General features: G+C 61.1%; 9 protein-coding genes and 7 pseudogenes. 9 read left to right on the top strand and 7 right to left on the bottom strand.

Annotated elements, in window-relative coordinates:
- Nucleotides 1-11: 11 nt before the first annotated feature.
- Nucleotides 12-335, bottom strand: a complete 324-nt coding sequence (locus BIWAKO_RS16305) for a hypothetical protein (RefSeq protein WP_141740118.1) — start codon at nt 333-335, stop codon at nt 12-14.
- 97 nt (nt 336-432) lie between these two features.
- Here BIWAKO_RS16305 and BIWAKO_RS35385 point away from each other — a divergent pair, with 97 nt between their 5' ends.
- The 4 genes and pseudogenes from BIWAKO_RS35385 to BIWAKO_RS35375 all read left to right on the top strand — a co-directional run bounded on the left by BIWAKO_RS35385 (nt 433) and on the right by BIWAKO_RS35375 (nt 3,328).
- Nucleotides 433-819, top strand: a complete 387-nt coding sequence (locus tag BIWAKO_RS35385; protein WP_141740117.1) for a hypothetical protein — start codon at nt 433-435, stop codon at nt 817-819.
- Between the two features lie 522 nt (nt 820-1,341).
- On the top strand, nt 1,342-1,809 hold the full coding sequence (locus tag BIWAKO_RS35380; RefSeq protein ID WP_141740116.1) for a hypothetical protein: 468 nt from the start codon (nt 1,342-1,344) through the stop codon (nt 1,807-1,809).
- 36 nt (nt 1,810-1,845) lie between these two features.
- Nucleotides 1,846-2,232 (top strand): annotated as a pseudogene (locus tag BIWAKO_RS16290) (integrase core domain-containing protein); the annotation flags it as partial.
- Between the two features lie 133 nt (nt 2,233-2,365).
- Entirely contained in the window at nt 2,366-3,328 is a 963-nt protein-coding gene (locus BIWAKO_RS35375; RefSeq protein WP_141740115.1) for a hypothetical protein, read from the top strand.
- A gap of 199 nt (nt 3,329-3,527) precedes the next feature.
- Here BIWAKO_RS35375 and BIWAKO_RS34855 read toward each other — a convergent pair.
- Nucleotides 3,528-3,969 (bottom strand): annotated as a pseudogene (locus BIWAKO_RS34855) (transposase); the annotation flags it as partial.
- A gap of 641 nt (nt 3,970-4,610) precedes the next feature.
- Nucleotides 4,611-5,389, bottom strand: a pseudogene (locus BIWAKO_RS36680) (IS66 family transposase); the annotation flags it as partial.
- Between the two features lie 9 nt (nt 5,390-5,398).
- On the opposite strand from BIWAKO_RS36680, the pseudogene BIWAKO_RS34270 reads away from it, so the two are divergent.
- A pseudogene (locus BIWAKO_RS34270) lies at nt 5,399-5,619 on the top strand (integrase core domain-containing protein); the annotation flags it as partial.
- A gap of 227 nt (nt 5,620-5,846) precedes the next feature.
- Here the strand turns inward: BIWAKO_RS34270 and BIWAKO_RS16270 are convergent.
- Together BIWAKO_RS16270 and BIWAKO_RS34845 are read right to left on the bottom strand one after the other, a co-directional pair.
- Nucleotides 5,847-6,911 (bottom strand): acyltransferase family protein, encoded by a 1,065-nt coding sequence (locus BIWAKO_RS16270; protein WP_084651480.1) that lies wholly within the window; start codon nt 6,909-6,911, stop codon nt 5,847-5,849.
- A complete protein-coding gene (locus tag BIWAKO_RS34845) occupies nt 6,912-7,097 on the bottom strand; it encodes a hypothetical protein (protein WP_141740114.1) in 186 nt (61 codons plus the stop codon).
- A gap of 637 nt (nt 7,098-7,734) precedes the next feature.
- On the opposite strand from BIWAKO_RS34845, the pseudogene BIWAKO_RS36675 reads away from it, so the two are divergent.
- Together BIWAKO_RS36675 and BIWAKO_RS16265 are read left to right on the top strand one after the other, a co-directional pair.
- Nucleotides 7,735-7,961, top strand: a pseudogene (locus BIWAKO_RS36675) (integrase core domain-containing protein); the annotation flags it as partial.
- 935 nt (nt 7,962-8,896) lie between these two features.
- On the top strand, nt 8,897-9,934 hold the full coding sequence (locus BIWAKO_RS16265) for a class I SAM-dependent methyltransferase (RefSeq protein ID WP_176733334.1): 1,038 nt from the start codon (nt 8,897-8,899) through the stop codon (nt 9,932-9,934).
- Nucleotides 9,935-10,252: 318 nt separating this feature from the next.
- On the opposite strand, the gene BIWAKO_RS16260 is transcribed toward BIWAKO_RS16265, so the two are convergent.
- On the bottom strand, nt 10,253-11,206 hold the full coding sequence (locus BIWAKO_RS16260; RefSeq protein ID WP_141740112.1) for a methyltransferase domain-containing protein: 954 nt from the start codon (nt 11,204-11,206) through the stop codon (nt 10,253-10,255).
- Between the two features lie 904 nt (nt 11,207-12,110).
- On the opposite strand from BIWAKO_RS16260, the gene BIWAKO_RS16255 reads away from it, so the two are divergent.
- Complete coding sequence (locus BIWAKO_RS16255) at nt 12,111-12,557, top strand: hypothetical protein (protein ID WP_069879535.1); 447 nt, start codon at nt 12,111-12,113, stop codon at nt 12,555-12,557.
- Between the two features lie 76 nt (nt 12,558-12,633).
- Here BIWAKO_RS16255 and BIWAKO_RS36665 read toward each other — a convergent pair.
- Nucleotides 12,634-13,571 (bottom strand): annotated as a pseudogene (locus BIWAKO_RS36665) (IS1595 family transposase).
- A 63-nt stretch (nt 13,572-13,634) separates the two neighbouring features.
- On the opposite strand from BIWAKO_RS36665, the pseudogene BIWAKO_RS36660 reads away from it, so the two are divergent.
- Nucleotides 13,635-15,650: pseudogene (locus BIWAKO_RS36660) on the top strand (autotransporter-associated beta strand repeat-containing protein); the annotation flags it as partial.
- Nucleotides 15,651-15,767: the final 117 nt, after the last annotated feature.

Genomic DNA, 15,767 nt, shown 5'->3' with positions numbered 1-15,767 from the left:
GACCTCGGCCTTTATGTGGACGGCAGCCCCTGCATTGCCTTGGTCTGCGCCTTGACAATGTCTAGGTTACTAAACTGCGTGTCCTGGTCGATCCTTTTGGCTTGCGGCAACAGCCCCTTGCGTTGCGTAGCGTCACTGATATCGGTGAATTCGCGCTGCTTGCGCGAGGCAATATCAAATTCGGCAATGGAGACAACCGACTTTTTGCCGACGCTCTTAGCGCCCGCGCCTACCGCCAGGCCGCCCATCGCGAGCAGATTGCCCGCAGCATCCCGACGCCCCTGAGAGCGCAGCAGCGCAGCCTGGCGCCGTTCGAGTGCGGCGGTCGTCTGCATCGTTGCGGCGCGAAGGCCCCCTCTCCTGTGCCACCAGTTTGGAGAGTGAGACGCCGGTCTGCTCGAGCGCACGCTTGTTGCCGATCAGGGCAGATTTTTGCGCTTCGAACGCCGTCGAGGCGGCGCGGACTTCGCGCTGTGCCTTGGCGAACTCTCGCGACAGAGCCGCGGTCGGGGCCTTTGCCCGAGCCATTTCCGCAGCCAGGCGCGAGACGTTGGCCTGCGCCTCTCTAAAGGTCGTGCGCGCCGCGGCGAAAGAAGCCTGCGACCCTCGGAATGCGTCGATCGCACTCACCTTCGTCAGCGACTTCGCGACAGCGTCAACCTGCTGCGCCATCCCCTTCATGCCCTTGGCCTTGCCAAGCGCAGCAGCGGCTTTGTCAACCGCCTTCATCTTGCCAGCGATATCGCTGAACGTCTTACCCGTCTTGTCGACGGCCTCGATATTGGCCCGCGCCTTCATATCAGCCATTGGCGCGACTAGCTTTCTAGATCTTCGCCGCCATCCGGCAGCGTGACAGGCCCGTCGGCCGGCTTCGGATTGTTCATGGAAATTCTCCAGAATTGAAAATGGCCGCCCCGAAGGCGGCCAGATGCTTTGAGGGGGAAAAGAGTGCGCGGTGACTTGCGACTGGGCGAGAATCCGCGCAAAGCCGCACTTTGCAGAATGGTCCGGCCGAAAATACGGACTTATCTTCAGAGGCGAAACGTGGCCCAAAAATCAAGAAAGCCCGGCGAAGAACGCCGCTCCGACATCGCGAAGCCCTTTGATCCGCATTTCGGCCAGACCAAGCCGTTCGACGACATGCTCCTTGGCAGCCTGATCGAATCATCGCCGGCTCCGGCGACAGCCACAAAGGGGCAGACCGGCGCCAGAGATCGGTAAAGACCCCTCAGCCGAAGGCCGCGTCGATCTCGGCCGTGGTGGTGGTCGTATCCTCGATCGGCACCCTCACGGTCGCGTGTGATAAAGCCGCCTCGAAGGGCGGCTATTGGGTGCGAGCTAATGCCCGTTCCTTCGAGGTTATGGCTTAGTGAATATTGCGCAGCCGGCCATCGGGAGATCGCGAAGCTGGTCGGCCGAAAAAGTACTGCGATCGTAACGATCGAAAATACCCCACGCCCATTCAGGCAGCTCGGATTCCTCCATTTCCCGATAAGCCTTCATTTGATACGCGAAGTGTCTCCTGAACTGACCGTCATTGTCGTGGATCGGATACACTCGCAACTCCGCCCCGGCCTTATCCGCCAGATCCTGAAGGACCGATCGAGGGAAGGCCCACTTATCGCCGCGGTTGCGCCGGCCATCGGTGGACTGCCGGAAAATCTGAGGCTCAAGCTCCGCAATCTGCTACTCGGCGAATTCGAGCGCTCTCCCCCGCTCGCCGCGGTATTTCGCTTCGCGCGTAATCTCCTGGCAGATCAATCGCAGGATCGCGTTGCCAGCCTCAAACGGCTCGAAGAAGAACGCTGAAGCGCCGGGCTTCAGCATGCGCATAGCCATGTCGATGATCCGCGCTTCAGCTACCGGGCCGAGGATGTCGTCGCCACCTTGGAAAAGGTCTGTGCGAAACTGGGCTATCCGAAGACGATCCGGGTCGATCAGGGCTCCGAGTTCGTCAGCCGCGACCTCGACCTGTGGGCCTATGCCGAGGGCGTCACTTTGGACTTCTCGCGTCCGGGAAAGCCGACGGACAATGCCTTCATCGAAGCGTTCAACGGCCGCTTTCGCAGCGAGTGCCTGAACACCCACTGGTTCCTGACGCTTGCGGATGCGGCCGAAAAGATGGAGGCTTGGCTCAGATACTATAACGAGGATCGGCCGCACGGGGCCATCGGCAACAAGCCACCGATCCTGCTGCAGAATCCCGGCGGAGCACCCAGCTCACCGCCGTGATTGAAGGCCGGAAACTCCAACCTCCGGCGCTCCAGCAAATGGTCTCGGATCAGAAGAAAGGCGGCCGACGTTCGCATTAGTGGAGTTGCTTTGCTCACCGGCTGAATTAAAAGGCCATACGCGGAGACCCAAAATGCGAACTTGGCGAACATTCAACGCTGAAATTATCGCCACAATAATAATAACAACCTTTTGTTTGTGGTTGTTCGTTCTATTTGTCGATCCATACGATACTGGACGCTTCGCATTGCTCCCAAAGCGTTCATTATCAGCCATATCGAATCGGATGGCCGTAGCAAGTCTTGGCAGAAACCCGCAATTCAACGGGGTGATTATTGGGAATTCCCACGTTGCCCCGTTATCGCCTCAGCGGCTCTCGGAATACACCGGTCTTGAATTTGTTGCTTTGACGTTACCCGGCGCTTCGGTCGCGCCAGAGTTATCCGTATTGAAATGGTTTCTTACTCACCGAGAAACTCCGCCTAGAGCTATCATCATTGGGATTGACGATGTTTGGTGTCGAACCACACCTCGATACATGGAAGAGCCGCCGCAGCCGACTTGGCTTATTGACGAAAGTCCGATTGCATATGCCGCCAGCGCATTTCGATACGACGGTTTAGAGCAAGCATTTCAACGCTTTTGGGCACCATCAAAGACAGTCGCTCGACCGCCAAACCCTCGTGGTTTCTGGGATCTGGAACTCGACTTCATATGGGACAAAGAAAAGGTACTTGCAGAGCTTTCAAAGCCCTGGATAAGTTCGATCAATCTCTCGGGCGAATATCCATCCCTCAAAATGTTGGGCGAGACGCTAAAGTCCGCATCCAATCATACAGCCGTGGCTCTGGTATTGCTTCCAGTTTGGGCTGACACCCTCCCCAAGGGAGGTCAGGAATTGATCTCTGAAGAATCGTGCAAGCGCGCAATGAGAGATTTCATCAAATCTCGCAAGGGTGGAATCTTAATTGACGGGAGGAGTACTAATGTCATGACAACGGATCCGCGGAATTTTTTCGATCGGACCCATTATAGAGAGCCGATCGCGCGCGAGATCGAAGCAGAATTGGCCCTGCAGCTTAAGCGCGGTTTGTAACGAACCGGACGGCGCGGCTGCTCGCACCGCAAGCGCAGTGGCAAGTTGCAAGCTCTGGAGCGGGTCATGCCGCGGCTAATCGCATTGAAAAGACGGTGATGTTGCCCCCCCGAAACGCCCTGGACCTTTCACGCAGGCCCACAAATCGAGGTCGCAGGAGACGAACTCCGAGCCTTGGTCAACCCGGGTCGTCCTCGGCCCGATAGTTGAAGCGCCGCCGTTCCTCGGCGATCTCGGTCATCTGCTCGCGAAGAGTGCGATCGTCGGGACGGGTGGATTGTTATCGGATGCTCATTAGCCAATGGCTTTACACGCCCACAGTTCGCTCATCGCGTGATGCGCCACGAGATGCGCGGCGGCTTAGCGCATTTCCGCTCGGCGGTGGGCGTCACGACTTCTTTCCCAGCAGGTCTTTCAGCGCGACGTTGTCCAGCATCGCATCGGCCAGCCCGCGTTTCGTCCTCCAGCGTTCGAAGACGCTCGGCCTCGAACACGTCCATCGCGCCAAACTTCGCTTTCCACTTGTAGATGCTGGCATCGCTCACACCGTGCTTGCGGCACAGGTCGGCTACCGAGATCCCGGACTCCTGTTCCTTCAAGATCGCGATGATCTGCTTCTGTATTCGGTCCGCCTCCGTCAATCCTTCTTGGGGCCGAGCGCCGCGGGTTCCTTGCTTCTATCCGTGGTCGGCGAAGCCGCCACATGATGGGATTCGGTTGGATGGTCGGTTCAAGCTCTTCGGCGTAGTCGTCCGCTCAAAGGTGTACGCCACGGCGGATCATGCGAACTCGACCATCCCACGCCCCGCGACGAACGCCTGTGAGGACGGCGTTGGCGCTTCTATGCCGACGCCGTCCATCGGAAATCAGTTCGATCGACCCACATCCGATGCAGGACGACGGCCATCTTCCTGGCCAAAACGACTTTCGCCCGCGTGGTCCCTTGCCGCTCTGCAACACACACAGCCCACGCCTTCATAGGAGACCATCGGGTTGAGGGCCTGAGAATGACGTTGGCAGTCTCGAAAAGGGCCGCTCGGGTCTCAGTATTGCCAACCTTTGTGATCCGACCCACCCCGGTCAATCTCGCCCGATTGCTATCGCCGGGGGTGTCAGTCCGAGATAGGCCCCACGGATCGGGAGTACAAAAGGCGCCCGGGATCATCAACGGTGGAGCGAAAAGTCAGCGCAGCGATCGACCCGATGCCAGGCATCGTTATCCGGAGCCGACATGCGGGGTCACTGCGCACCGTTGCCAGAACGAGACGTGGTTGCTCTCCTAGCTGACGAGGGCGAGCTTCTCCTTGAGCCACGGCTCCAGCCCTGCGACGAGGGGGCGGCTCCTGGCCTACCGGGCGGCATGACGTTCCTCGGCCGGGCGACCGCGGATTTCACCCTCGACCTGGTAGAGCGCCGCGATGCGCGCGAGTGCTTCCATTGCGATCGGCCCCGGCCCGGATTGGGCGAGCTCGTAGAACCTGCACCGGCGTGGGTCCAGCAGAACGCCAGGCTCACCGCGCTGCGCTCGGCCAGGATCTTGTAGCCAGCGACCTGGAGCGTGCCAACTAAGCCGGCGACATGCCGGATCGCCTACTCGGCCTTGCGGTCCGGCGCGTAGAAATAGACCACGCCAGGCGGCTCCGATCCGCACCAACGCCTGTCGTTGCGGGCATAGGCGAAGAGCTGGCCGGTCTTGGTCGGGCCGCAAGAGGAAAGCGGCCTTGCCGAACCGATCGGCCAAGTTCGATCGATCCAGGTTCACGCCTTGTCGGGCATAGATCTGGGCCCGACGGTAGAGCGGAAGGTGGTCAGCGTAGTTCGAGACGAGGACATGGGCAACCGTGGCGTCCGTCGGGATGCCGCCCTCGACGAGGCGGGTGGGCGCCGGCGCCTGCACCACACTTCCTCGCAGGCCCGGCAGGCGTATTTCGGCTGACTCGTTAAGATCACACGGAACTGGGCGGGCACGACGTCGAGGCGTTCGGACAGATCTTTGCCGATGGCATGAAGCACGCCTCGGCAACAGGGGCAGATCTCGTCCTGGATGTCGACGATCTGCTCCCCTGGGCCTACACATCCAGGACCACCGGCAAGGCCGGACGTTTCATCCAGACGGCGCTACGCGAATGGGCCTACTCCAGACCTTATACCCACTCAGATCGCAGAACCGAAGAGCTGCCGCGCTGGCTCCATCACTACAACTGGCATCGCCCTCCCACGGCGGAATCCAAACCAAAACGCCCATCAGCAGACTCGCTCTCGACAACGACAACCGGTTGACGCTCCACTAGACACAAGGCGATCCTCCAAATCAGAATCGTCAGAGTGAGCCCCATCCCCCGCAAAGAAGGTGCGATCGGGCCATCGCCTACGTTTCAATGCCGCCTATAAAGTCGAACACAAGCGCCGCTCCGGCGGGAACGATTTTGTCCATGTCGATTCCTGAAATGAAAAAGCCGCCGAAAGTAGGTTATTTGATCTGAAATAGTTGAAATTGCTGCCAAGCCGGATCAGCAGCTCAAATGTCGACAGGAGCGTGATTTTTGAAGTAAAATCGCTCTGCTACCTGGTATGAAAACCAAGCCAATAGGGCGGAACAAATAAAGGCCAACGTCCCGAGATAGATTGCATTGGCGACAGCGCCCACGCGGTGAATGTACAACAGCCACCATGTCTTGAACACCATGCTAATAGCAACCGAATGAAGCAAATAGAACGAGTAAGAGATGCGACCGAGCTCGGACAGAGGCCTCCAGGCTAACGCCCGGGCCATCACGCTCTCCCCTTCGATCGCTTTGCAAAGGATAATCACCCCACACCCTGCGAATATCCAAACGAACTGCGAGGTCGTCAGCAGGCCAACGGTAAAGAAGCTAGTTGCCAGCAGGTAAAGGGCGACGATAGAAAAGTCCGGGAAGGCCGCTGCTACGGCCTCGACCCCAGTACGGCTGAGAGCAGCGACCAGCGCCCCAGCGAACAGGAACACGAAGAACTCGGCATAGAACCCTGCCAAGCCAGGGGCATACGCAATCACCAGCCCGGCAAAAATAATTGCGGGGATAAGAGGAACACCGCACCGCCGCGCTGTTATCACAACGAGAGGGAAGGTCAGATAAAACGTCATCTCATAGAATAGAGACCACGTGACGTTGTTGAACACGATGCCTGGGACATGCTGGGATATGCCGTTCAGGAAGAGCAAGTTCAGACCGATTGCCTGCCATGTCGGTAGAGGGATCAGCAGGAACGGGCCCAGCGCAGCACAGATGGCCATCGCGAGCAGGAACGCCGGATAGACGCGGACCAGCCGTTTCCCAACGAACCCAACATATTTGAAGGAAGGCTTGATCGCTATGCGGCAAATGAGAAAGCCACTTAGCATAAAGAAGATGTACACGCCGTGGTGAGAGTGAAAGAGCCAGTAAAGTAGCCGATCATATAGATTCACCCACTCGCCGAAACGGACAACATTAGGGTTCCCTCCTCGAAAGGTCGCCATATAGGTCCCACAAAAGTGGACCAAGAAAGTCAAAATTACTGCCACTCCTCGAAGTCCATCGAGGCTACGGTTACGACTTAACATTTAGATTTTCTTGACCTGTCCTGAGGGTAGATAATTCAGCAGTAGATGCTTCGCCATTGCGGGCTCAGGATCACGGCCGCTGCTCCATTTGCCAATCTGCACCAATGGCACGCCCAGAAACTCTGCCGCCACCATTGAGTTAGGTGCGACGCGCTGAAGTTCGCGACCAAAATAGTCGTCCGTCAACGGCCGCGGTCGAAATGCAGCAAACCCGTCCATGCCCCCAGTTTGAGGCATCAAATTAGTCGTGCGCAACCATCGAGTAAATCTCGGAGATTACAGTATCTCTCCTTTTCCAGGCTCTATCGTGAACTAAAGTGGCAGCTCATCTGTGGGCACGTCGCGACCTCTTCCGCCTCGATCTGCGCCACCGCGATACCTCGATGAGAAACACCGACCCGGCGTATTCCCGCGTTGCGATGGCGAACTGCGGGAAATCCTCGTTGCTCACTGGCCGGAAGGTGCCATCCGCAAACTTCCACGGATCGGGTCAACGCGGATATTGTGCGCGATGGACTGCAGTTCGCAGATGTACTTACCCCGGCTGCGATCATCCGTATGAATCGGCCGTTACGGCTCGTGCCCCCTGCTCTATCTGTCGAAGCTATGAAGGTTGTTCATCCAGGCCGGCGCTGAGAGGTCGGGGTTGCGAAGCTCCAACTCCTGCCCAGGAGATCACGGATGAACATGCACAAGAATGCCCGTTTGGCGCCTTGCGGTCGAGGCCTACTGGCAAAGGGGGTTGAAGAGGCTGGTCCGTCATGGCGGCTGCGATGCAGGCGGGCGTCTCGGGCCGCACGGCTTCGCAAAGGCAAGTGCTTGCAATGTCCGCACGCGGCCCCATACCCCACGAACCAACGGCAAGGCCGAACGCTTCATCCAGACCAGCCTACGCGAATGGGCATATGCAAGCCCCTATGAGAGTTCGCCGCGCGCCACGCCGCCATCAGACAATGGGCAACTGACTACAATCTCTCTCGACCACACTCTCCCCTCGGCGGAAAGCCGCCATGGACAAAACTGAACGACCTTCTTGGAAACCACATCTAGCTGCCAACCCCGATCGGGGGCATAGACGGTCAGTTCGACCTTGGACGCAAGCGGAGCCGGCAGTGGAGGCGAGAACGCACCGGCGGCGAAGGACCAGCCCACTTCGGCCGTCGCGTCAGCAGCGAGAATCGTCACCGCGACATCCGAATGGAAAGCGTGCTCTATTGCGACGCCATCAAGTTCATGATCACGGCCACGCGACCGTCTGCGATGCGTGCGAAGCGCGCCATGACAATCCCTCAATCAATATCCAAGAATGACCTGACCTTGAGCGCCGAAGCCTCCGTTTCCGCTCAAGGCGCTGCCGGATGCGCCGCCACTCGAAGGAGGCGCCGGGAGCGCCATTGGACGCCACGGCCGCCGTGATCGTGTAGGTGAAATTCGGAGTGAACGACGGATCGCCCTGCGCAAGCACATATTGGCCCACGCCACCGCATATGCGATGCCGCCGCCCACTTCGGGCCGCGCGATGATGCTGCCCAAACCTCCCGAATCGCCCGAGCCTTCTTGGATGGCGCCCTTCGAAGGATACACCTCCGTCACCGATCGCGGATATCACGGCTCCGAACGCTGACGTGCCCCCCGGCTCCGCGGCTTGTGGGGCGATAATGCCACCGGTCCTGCCAACACCGACGAGAACGGTGTAATTCGTACCGAATGTTACGGCGAACTCGCCGCCTCCGCCAGCTGAACCGACGGAGTTCGCGGTGCCAGTTGCTCCGCCACCACCGTCCGCGCAATAGCCGATGATTTCCGCAATAGATGTGCAGCCAGCCGCTCACTCGTAGCCAATCCGGTTGATTCGTTTCGGCCGGCCCAACGTTGATGGTGGACTGTCGCGGCGAGCCGCGCGCCATTTACGGGCTTGTACCTGAGCATCACCCATGCTCATCAGTAGCGCTCAGCTACCGTGTGCGCATCCACTGGGGGAATTGATGTTCAAAGAATCGCTTCGAGCAATTGGCCGCATGGTACCGCCAATTCGGCGACTTCATGATGCAGCGCTTAAGTCCAGTTATGAGCGCGACATGGCTAATTCAGAAATCTCTCGCCTAACCGCGTTGATTGCAGAGCTCTCGCTGAGCCAAGCCCCGTCCTCCGAACTTGCGACGTTTCCGAGTGCCGATATCGGGGAGAGGTACGCGCACTGGAACTATTTGAAAATGCGCAAACAGCTCATTGAGATCGATTTCCCGGTGAACCCGAGAGCGCGTTTCGGTTACGGAAACTCTCCGGATCCGCTGACGCTGAAGGTGCTCGAAGCTGGCACCTCACGCTACGAGACGCAAATCGAGACTCTTCTTCCATTGATAGAGCCGATGTTGACGATCCCACCTCACCCAGTCGAGGATGCAGCGGAGCCGAACTGGCAAAACCTGGCCTTTCCTGCACTTGACGCTATCGCGTTATACGGCCTGATTGCGCACCGGCGCCCTCGCAGGTTCCTTGAGATTGGGTCAGGATTCTCGACCAAATTTGCCAGGCGAGCGATCAAGGATCATGGGCTTAACACAACGATCACGTCGATTGACCCAGCACCGCGCGCTGAGGTCGATGCGATTTGCGACGAGGTCATACGCAAGTCGCTTGAGGATGTGGACATTGGCTTTTTCGAAGGGTTGGAGTCAGACGTTTTCGTCTTTTTCGACGGCAGCCACAGAGCCTTTCAAAACAGCGACGTGACCGTATTCTTCACAGAGATCTTGCCACGGCTCAAGCCCGGCACCATGTTTGGCATTCACGACATCTTCATTCCTGATGACTATCCGCCGGCGTGGCTGGATTGGTATTTCAGCGAGCAGTATCTGCTGGCGTGTTGGCTCTTGGCCGGCGAAAAACTGAGAATTGAGTTCCCCGCCTACTTCGTTGGCACGAAACCGAACCTTCATTCAAAGCTGTCCCACATGTGGAGTGCTCCTAATCTTCAAGACGCCAACCATTTCGGGGGCTCGTTCTTCGCAACGGTGGTGTAACGTAGCACGCAGGTCAGCGGGAATCGCCGGGCAGTCATTCCCCGGTACAGGTCTAACGGATCGAGAGGTCCGGCCACCATCCAAGCACTTTGGATCAGGCGGTCCCACCAGCGCCGTAGAAATCCGATCATCGACGTGCACACCAGGATAATCATTAGCTCGGGAATGCCCGTCATGGCCTCCGACGTTGCCTCAGATCCAATTGCGGCAGCTCAGCCGAAGTTCCGCACCATCGTCGACCAGCACAAAACGGCCGGCCCCCCTTTCGGCGGCGGGCCACGAAGCCACGCGCACACTGCCACCACGAATGCCGGTCATTCATTTGACGAGCTGCGGCTCCGGTACGATGCCGGCGCCGGAGCGCACAGCAAGCATGATGCCACCGATACGCAGGTCACGTTCGGCGTAGCCCGCGAACGCAGAATCAAGGGTGCGCGGCAGCGGAGCGTCTTCGCGCACGACCTCCCACAGAATCTCGACCTGCGCGGCCGGCAGCGACCGGAAGATGCGCAGCCAGTCTGACGCGCGCAGACGATTGCCGCGCGCATCAGCGTCACTTTCTCGCCAGTCGGTGTCGGCGGCGAGAAAGGCAAGCGGATTGCGCCGGAAATCGAGATGGTCCTCGAGATGGATAGCGTGCAGGGCAACGCCACCCGGGCACAACGCCGCCTGCACGTTGGCGACGATGGCCGTGCTGTGGGCTAGCGGCAGATGCTCAAGCACAGAGGTGGAGTGAACGAGGTCAAAGCTGCCGGCGAATTCCGTCTCGCGGGAGAAATCAGCCGGGGCTACGTAGTCGATCCCCAGCTCTGAGAGTGCCTCCGGAGTCCAATTGCCGAGTTGATCGAGGCGGGCGATCCGTTCCGCAACTGCCACCGCCGGCGCTACCGGCGCCAAAGCTCGCAGCAGTGCGTCGCGGTCGGCGTACACAAATGCGCGGCGCGCGAAACGCAGGCGCAAGAGGGGATAATAATCAAGTGCCACGACCCGCGCCGCTCCGGCCAGCCAGAAGACCAGCGCCTCCGAGAGCAGGTGGCCGCTCCCGAATTCGAGGCACGAATGCCCCTCGACGGAGCCGCAGGCGTCTCGGATCAGGGTGGCGAGACCAGGAGCAATGCGGTCGACACGCTTGTCGCCTCGGGCCCGGTGCCAAGCCCAGAGCATGTGTGTCCAGTGCTGGACATGGCCCTGCCCCCCGATGGCGCGCCGCAACGACTTGCGCAGCGGCGCCGGCAGGCGGCCTACCAAATGAACCAGTATTTGCAAAGGCAAAGGCCGACACCCTCCACGAGGACCGGACGGCACCGGCTCTCTTGGTGCCGGCCGCGCACAAATCGTGCTCTATTCGGTGGCAATGTCCAGAAGCAGTTGTGGCGATGGCCACGGAAGGCGAACCGGGAGCGGGAGCGCAGTTGCCGGCCTATAAGCGCTAGATCGAAACGCAGACGGGTCAGAAACCGCCTAAGCAGAAAGGTCCGCTCCCCCTTTCAGAGGAGCGGAAGATGTCTGCATTGGTCGCGGCTCGGGGTCCATCACCAACGGAAGGAACCGCCGCGCGGGAGGCCCAACCTGATCGCAGAGATCCTTGCGCCACCGGAGCTGGCTCACGTGAATGTTAGAGCATCGGACGTTTAATCGGAATCGTGGGACTCCTTTGAGGCTGTGTTTGTGATTCACCTTTCCTGGAGGTGGATCGTGGGTCGCAGCTATTCGGATGATTTGCGCGCGCGGGTGGCCGGATTCGTCGAAGCGGGACACTCGTGGCAGCGCGGCATTTCGGGGTGAGCGAGAGTTTCGCGATCAAGCTGCTTCAGCGCGCGTCCCGTCTGAAGACTTTGCATCCTGCGCGCCAGGGACGCCCGGCAGCAGGCTGGATGAGCACGGCGCCTTCCTGGTGGCGCAGGTGGAGGCCAAGCCCGACATCACCATGCCGGAACTCGTCGCCCGGCTGGTGGAGGCGACAGGGGCGCCCAATTTCTCCTCCTACCGCCCTACAGTCGCGATCTCAATCCGATCGAGATGGCCTTCGCCAAGCTCACCCAACTCAGACGCAGCGCCGCAAGGACCTTCGACACCCTCTGGAAGGCCGTCGTAGACATCTGCGGCATTAGCAAAAACCACCAGATCTGATCGAGCTTGTTCGGTAGCTTCCGGCTCCCTTTAACGGAGCGGAGCGGTGAGAGTTGACGAGGAACTGAAGCGGAAGCGCGCCGAGCTGCTCGGCGAGGTCGAGGAATTGAAGGCCAGGATTCAGGCGATCGATGGACAGGTCTCGGCGATCGACCAGGTAATCGCGATCTACGATCCGGCCTATGCACCGCGGGGATCAGCGGCAACGAAGCCGCAGCGACCGAGGGCAGCCCAACAGCTCCCTCCCGAATTCGCACGGATCAACAAGAACGAGGCCCTCCTCGAGGTGCTCCGCGAGGCGGAGCAACCGCTTTCAACCGCAGACTGCACCTCCCGGATCGCAGAGCGCAACGGTGCAGACACGGACGATCCGTCCATGCCGCGTTTCCTGACGCAGGTCTCCACCGCCCTAATCGCCTTGACCAAGCGCGGACGCGTGCGCCAGGCGGGCACCGTCGACGGCCGAAAGCACCTCTGGGAGATCGCGGCCTAGGCACTGCCTTCCCAGATCAGGTCGGGCGGCTTGTTGCCCCGCCAGTAGCCGCACAGGTACCGCGACGTCGGCCCCTTCAGCGCCTGCCCGAGTTGGGGAACGCATCAGCCCACCATTGCTCACGCGCCTCGTATCCTCCCGCCAGGCGATGTCGGCCGCGTACCAGTCCGAGATACCGCGTCGAGAAGCGGTGGTGGATGCCGACGTAGGCCCGCTGGATCCGGCTGAAGAAACGCTCGACGATGTTGGTGTTCGTGCCGTCCTCGGAGGAATACGCCTCGGAATGATTGACCCGGCCCATGCGGTTCAGGCCGACGACATCGTTGTAGCTCCCGTGCTCGCCGGCGAAGACCTTCGCGTTCCGGGAGACATGGTCGCGAACGGCAGCCCAAGCGGCATCGCCGTCCTCTTCTCGGATCACCCGGGTGAAGGTCCGGCCGGACATGCCCGCTGCCGGATCGCCAGGATGCAGAGGCGGTCTGGGCTGCGGTTCTCCTTCAGGCGCCGATCGACGCGATCCTCGGCCTTGTTCTTGGGCCGCACGTGGCCGCCGGCGTACTTGCCGTCGATCTCGACCTCCCCATCCAGAATCATGTCCTCGCGGCGCGAGGCCACGGTCTCCCGCAGCTTCATCAGCAGGACCCAGGCCGTTTTGTACTGGACGCCGAGCTCCCGGGAGAGCTGGAGGGCGGCCTTTCCCTTGACGGAGTTGGCGACGAACCAGATCGCGAAGAGCATCTTCTTGAACGGCAGCTTGCGCCAGGCGAACGCCGTTCCGGACGTCACCGTGAAGACGGAGCCGCATTCCTTGGCGGAGCACTTGAAGCGGCTCCGGGTCATCTCGTAGCAGCGCAGGTTGCCGCAATGCGGGCAGTAAGCCTCGCCGTCCGTCTCAGGCCAGCGAGCCTGCCGGAACCACTTGTACGCCGTCCTCTCCTGGATGCGGGAGAGTTCGGTGATGGTCAGGTCGCGCACCTTGGGCGAAAGCAGGAAGTGCTGGCCGGGTCTCTCCATGGCTCAGCGCTCCCCTCGAGGCGAGGGAGAGCGGGCTCCGGCGCATATCTGTTCCAGCAGGGCATGTTGCAGATGGAGGTATCCTCCGGGCAGGCAGCGATCAATGTCGCCGCGTCAAACAACAACGCCCCGCAGTTCGCTGGCTTTGGCTTCCGGCTGGTTTCCGACACGACCGTAGACATCAGCTCTAATAGTACCCTAATCATTGACTGGCCCGGCATCTCCGGTAACGGCAGCCTGACGAAAACCGGCTCCGGCATGCTGGCGCTGAACGACGTCAATATCTATACCGGGCGTACGGTCGTCGCTGACGGAACGCTGTCGCTTGTGAGCATTGGAACGATCGCTCAGAGCAGCGGCCTGACGCTATCCGGCACGAGCGCCGTCTTCGACATATCCGGCGCCAATGGCGGGCGCACCGTTCGTGGCCTCTCCGGCGTGGCCGGGTCGACGATCACTCTGGGCGGGAACTCGCTGACGGTCGACAATACGGGCACCGAGACCTTCGCCGGCGCGATCGCTAGCAACGGCCGCCTGACCAAGACCGGCACCGGCACGCTGATTTTGACCGGCAGCAACGCCCATACCGGCGGCACGACGATCTCGCAGGGCGAATTGCGCGTCGAGGGCACGCTCGGTTCGGGCGCGGTGACGGTCGCCGCGGCCGGCACCCTGTCCGGCGCGGGCTCGATCGCGGGCGCCGTGACGGTCGACGGCACGCTCTCGGCCGGCCACAGCCCCGGCACGCTGTCGGTTGGTTCGTTGGTGCTCAACAGCAGCGCGACCTCGATATTCGAACTCAACAGGCCAGGTGTTGCCGGCGGTAGCGATCCCGCCACCGGCAACGATTTGGTCAAGGTCACAGGCGATCTGACGCTCGGCGGCGGGCACGATGCGCGCGTCGCGGCGGCCGGCTATTATCGATTGTTCGACTATGGCGGCACGCTCGCCGGGAGCTTCGCCAGCCAGAGCGCGACCTCGACCACGGCGGGCTTCACCATTGCCAGCGCAGGGGTGGAGACCGGCATCGCCGGCCAGGTCAATCTTGCGGTGCTGGGTCTCGGCCAGACCATGCAGTTCTGGGACGGGACGATCAACACCGCCTCCGGCAGCGTGAACGGAGGCGCTGGAACCTGGGCTTCGTTCGGCACCAACTGGACCACCAGCACCGGCAGCGCCAATGCGGGTTGGGGCGGCTCGGTCGGCGTCTTCGCCGGCAGTGCCGGCGGCGCGGTGACCGTCGTCGGCACGCAAAGCTTCGACACGCTGCAATTCTCGACCAATGGCTACACCCTGAGCAGCGGCACGCTCGCAATCGCGCCGGCGAGCGGCACGCTCAGTACCTTCAATATCGACGGCGGGGTCTCGGTCAGCATCGATTCCACCATCGCCGATGGTGGCGGCACGGGCATAGCGAAGACCGGCGCTGGCACGCTGACCCTAACCGGCCTCAACACCTATACAGGCGGCACGGCGATCTCCCAGGGCACGCTCGCAATCGCCGGCGCCCAACCGCTCGGCACGGGGACGGTGACCCTGAACGGCGGTACTCTGCGGATAGCCGATTGCGGCTGCGGAAGCATCTCTCTGTCGAATGATTTCGCCCTGAGCGCCACCGGCGGCACCCTGGATGCGGGCGCTGGCGAATTGGAGATCGGCGGCAGCATCAGCGGCGGCGGACCATTGACCGTCACCGGCTCCGGAGGCCCGCTCGGCGGCTATGTCGTCTTCAGCGGTGACAACCGCTATCGCGGGCAAACCCGTATTGCGGCCGACGGCATCCTGCTGGCGCTGTCGCCGACCGGCTTGTCGCCGAACAGCGACTATATCGTCGACGGCATTCTCGATCCCGGCGGCTTCGATGCCACCCCGAGCTCGCTGTCGGGGGCAGCCAGCGGTCGGATCGGCAGCTCGGGCTTCGATCCGGTCACCTTGACCGTCGCGGGCGGCGGCAGCTTCGACGGCACCATCCTGAACGGCGGGCCTGGCGCGGTGTCGCTCGTCAAGACCGGCGCGGGCACGCTGACCCTCAATGGCCAGAATACCTATACCGGCGCAACGATTGTGGCGGCCGGCGCGCTGGTGGTCGGCGGCGCCGGTCATGCCTCGGCGAGCCTCGCCAGCATCGTCACGGTCAACGCCGGCGGCACGCTCGGCGGCGTCGGCACGATCGGCGGGCTCACTGCCGCATCCGGC

The organism is Bosea sp. BIWAKO-01 (assembly GCF_001748145.1).
GTDB lineage: Bacteria > Pseudomonadota > Alphaproteobacteria > Rhizobiales > Beijerinckiaceae > Allobosea.
Note: the sequence above shows the minus strand (reverse complement) of the source record. Positions and strands in the feature narration are given on the sequence as shown.

What these genes read in the sequence shown, in the direction of transcription:
- BIWAKO_RS16265 (WP_176733334.1), top strand. Translation starts at nt 8,897, where the DNA reads ATGTTCAAAGAATCGCTTCGAGCAATTGGCCGCATGGTACCGCCAATT.
- BIWAKO_RS35380 (WP_141740116.1), top strand. Translation starts at nt 1,342, where the DNA reads ATGCCCGTTCCTTCGAGGTTATGGCTTAGTGAATATTGCGCAGCCGGC.
- BIWAKO_RS35375 (WP_141740115.1), top strand. Translation starts at nt 2,366, where the DNA reads ATGCGAACTTGGCGAACATTCAACGCTGAAATTATCGCCACAATAATA.
- BIWAKO_RS16270 (WP_084651480.1), bottom strand. Translation starts at nt 6,911, where the DNA reads ATGTTAAGTCGTAACCGTAGCCTCGATGGACTTCGAGGAGTGGCAGTA.
- BIWAKO_RS16305 (WP_141740118.1), bottom strand. Translation starts at nt 335, where the DNA reads ATGCAGACGACCGCCGCACTCGAACGGCGCCAGGCTGCGCTGCTGCGC.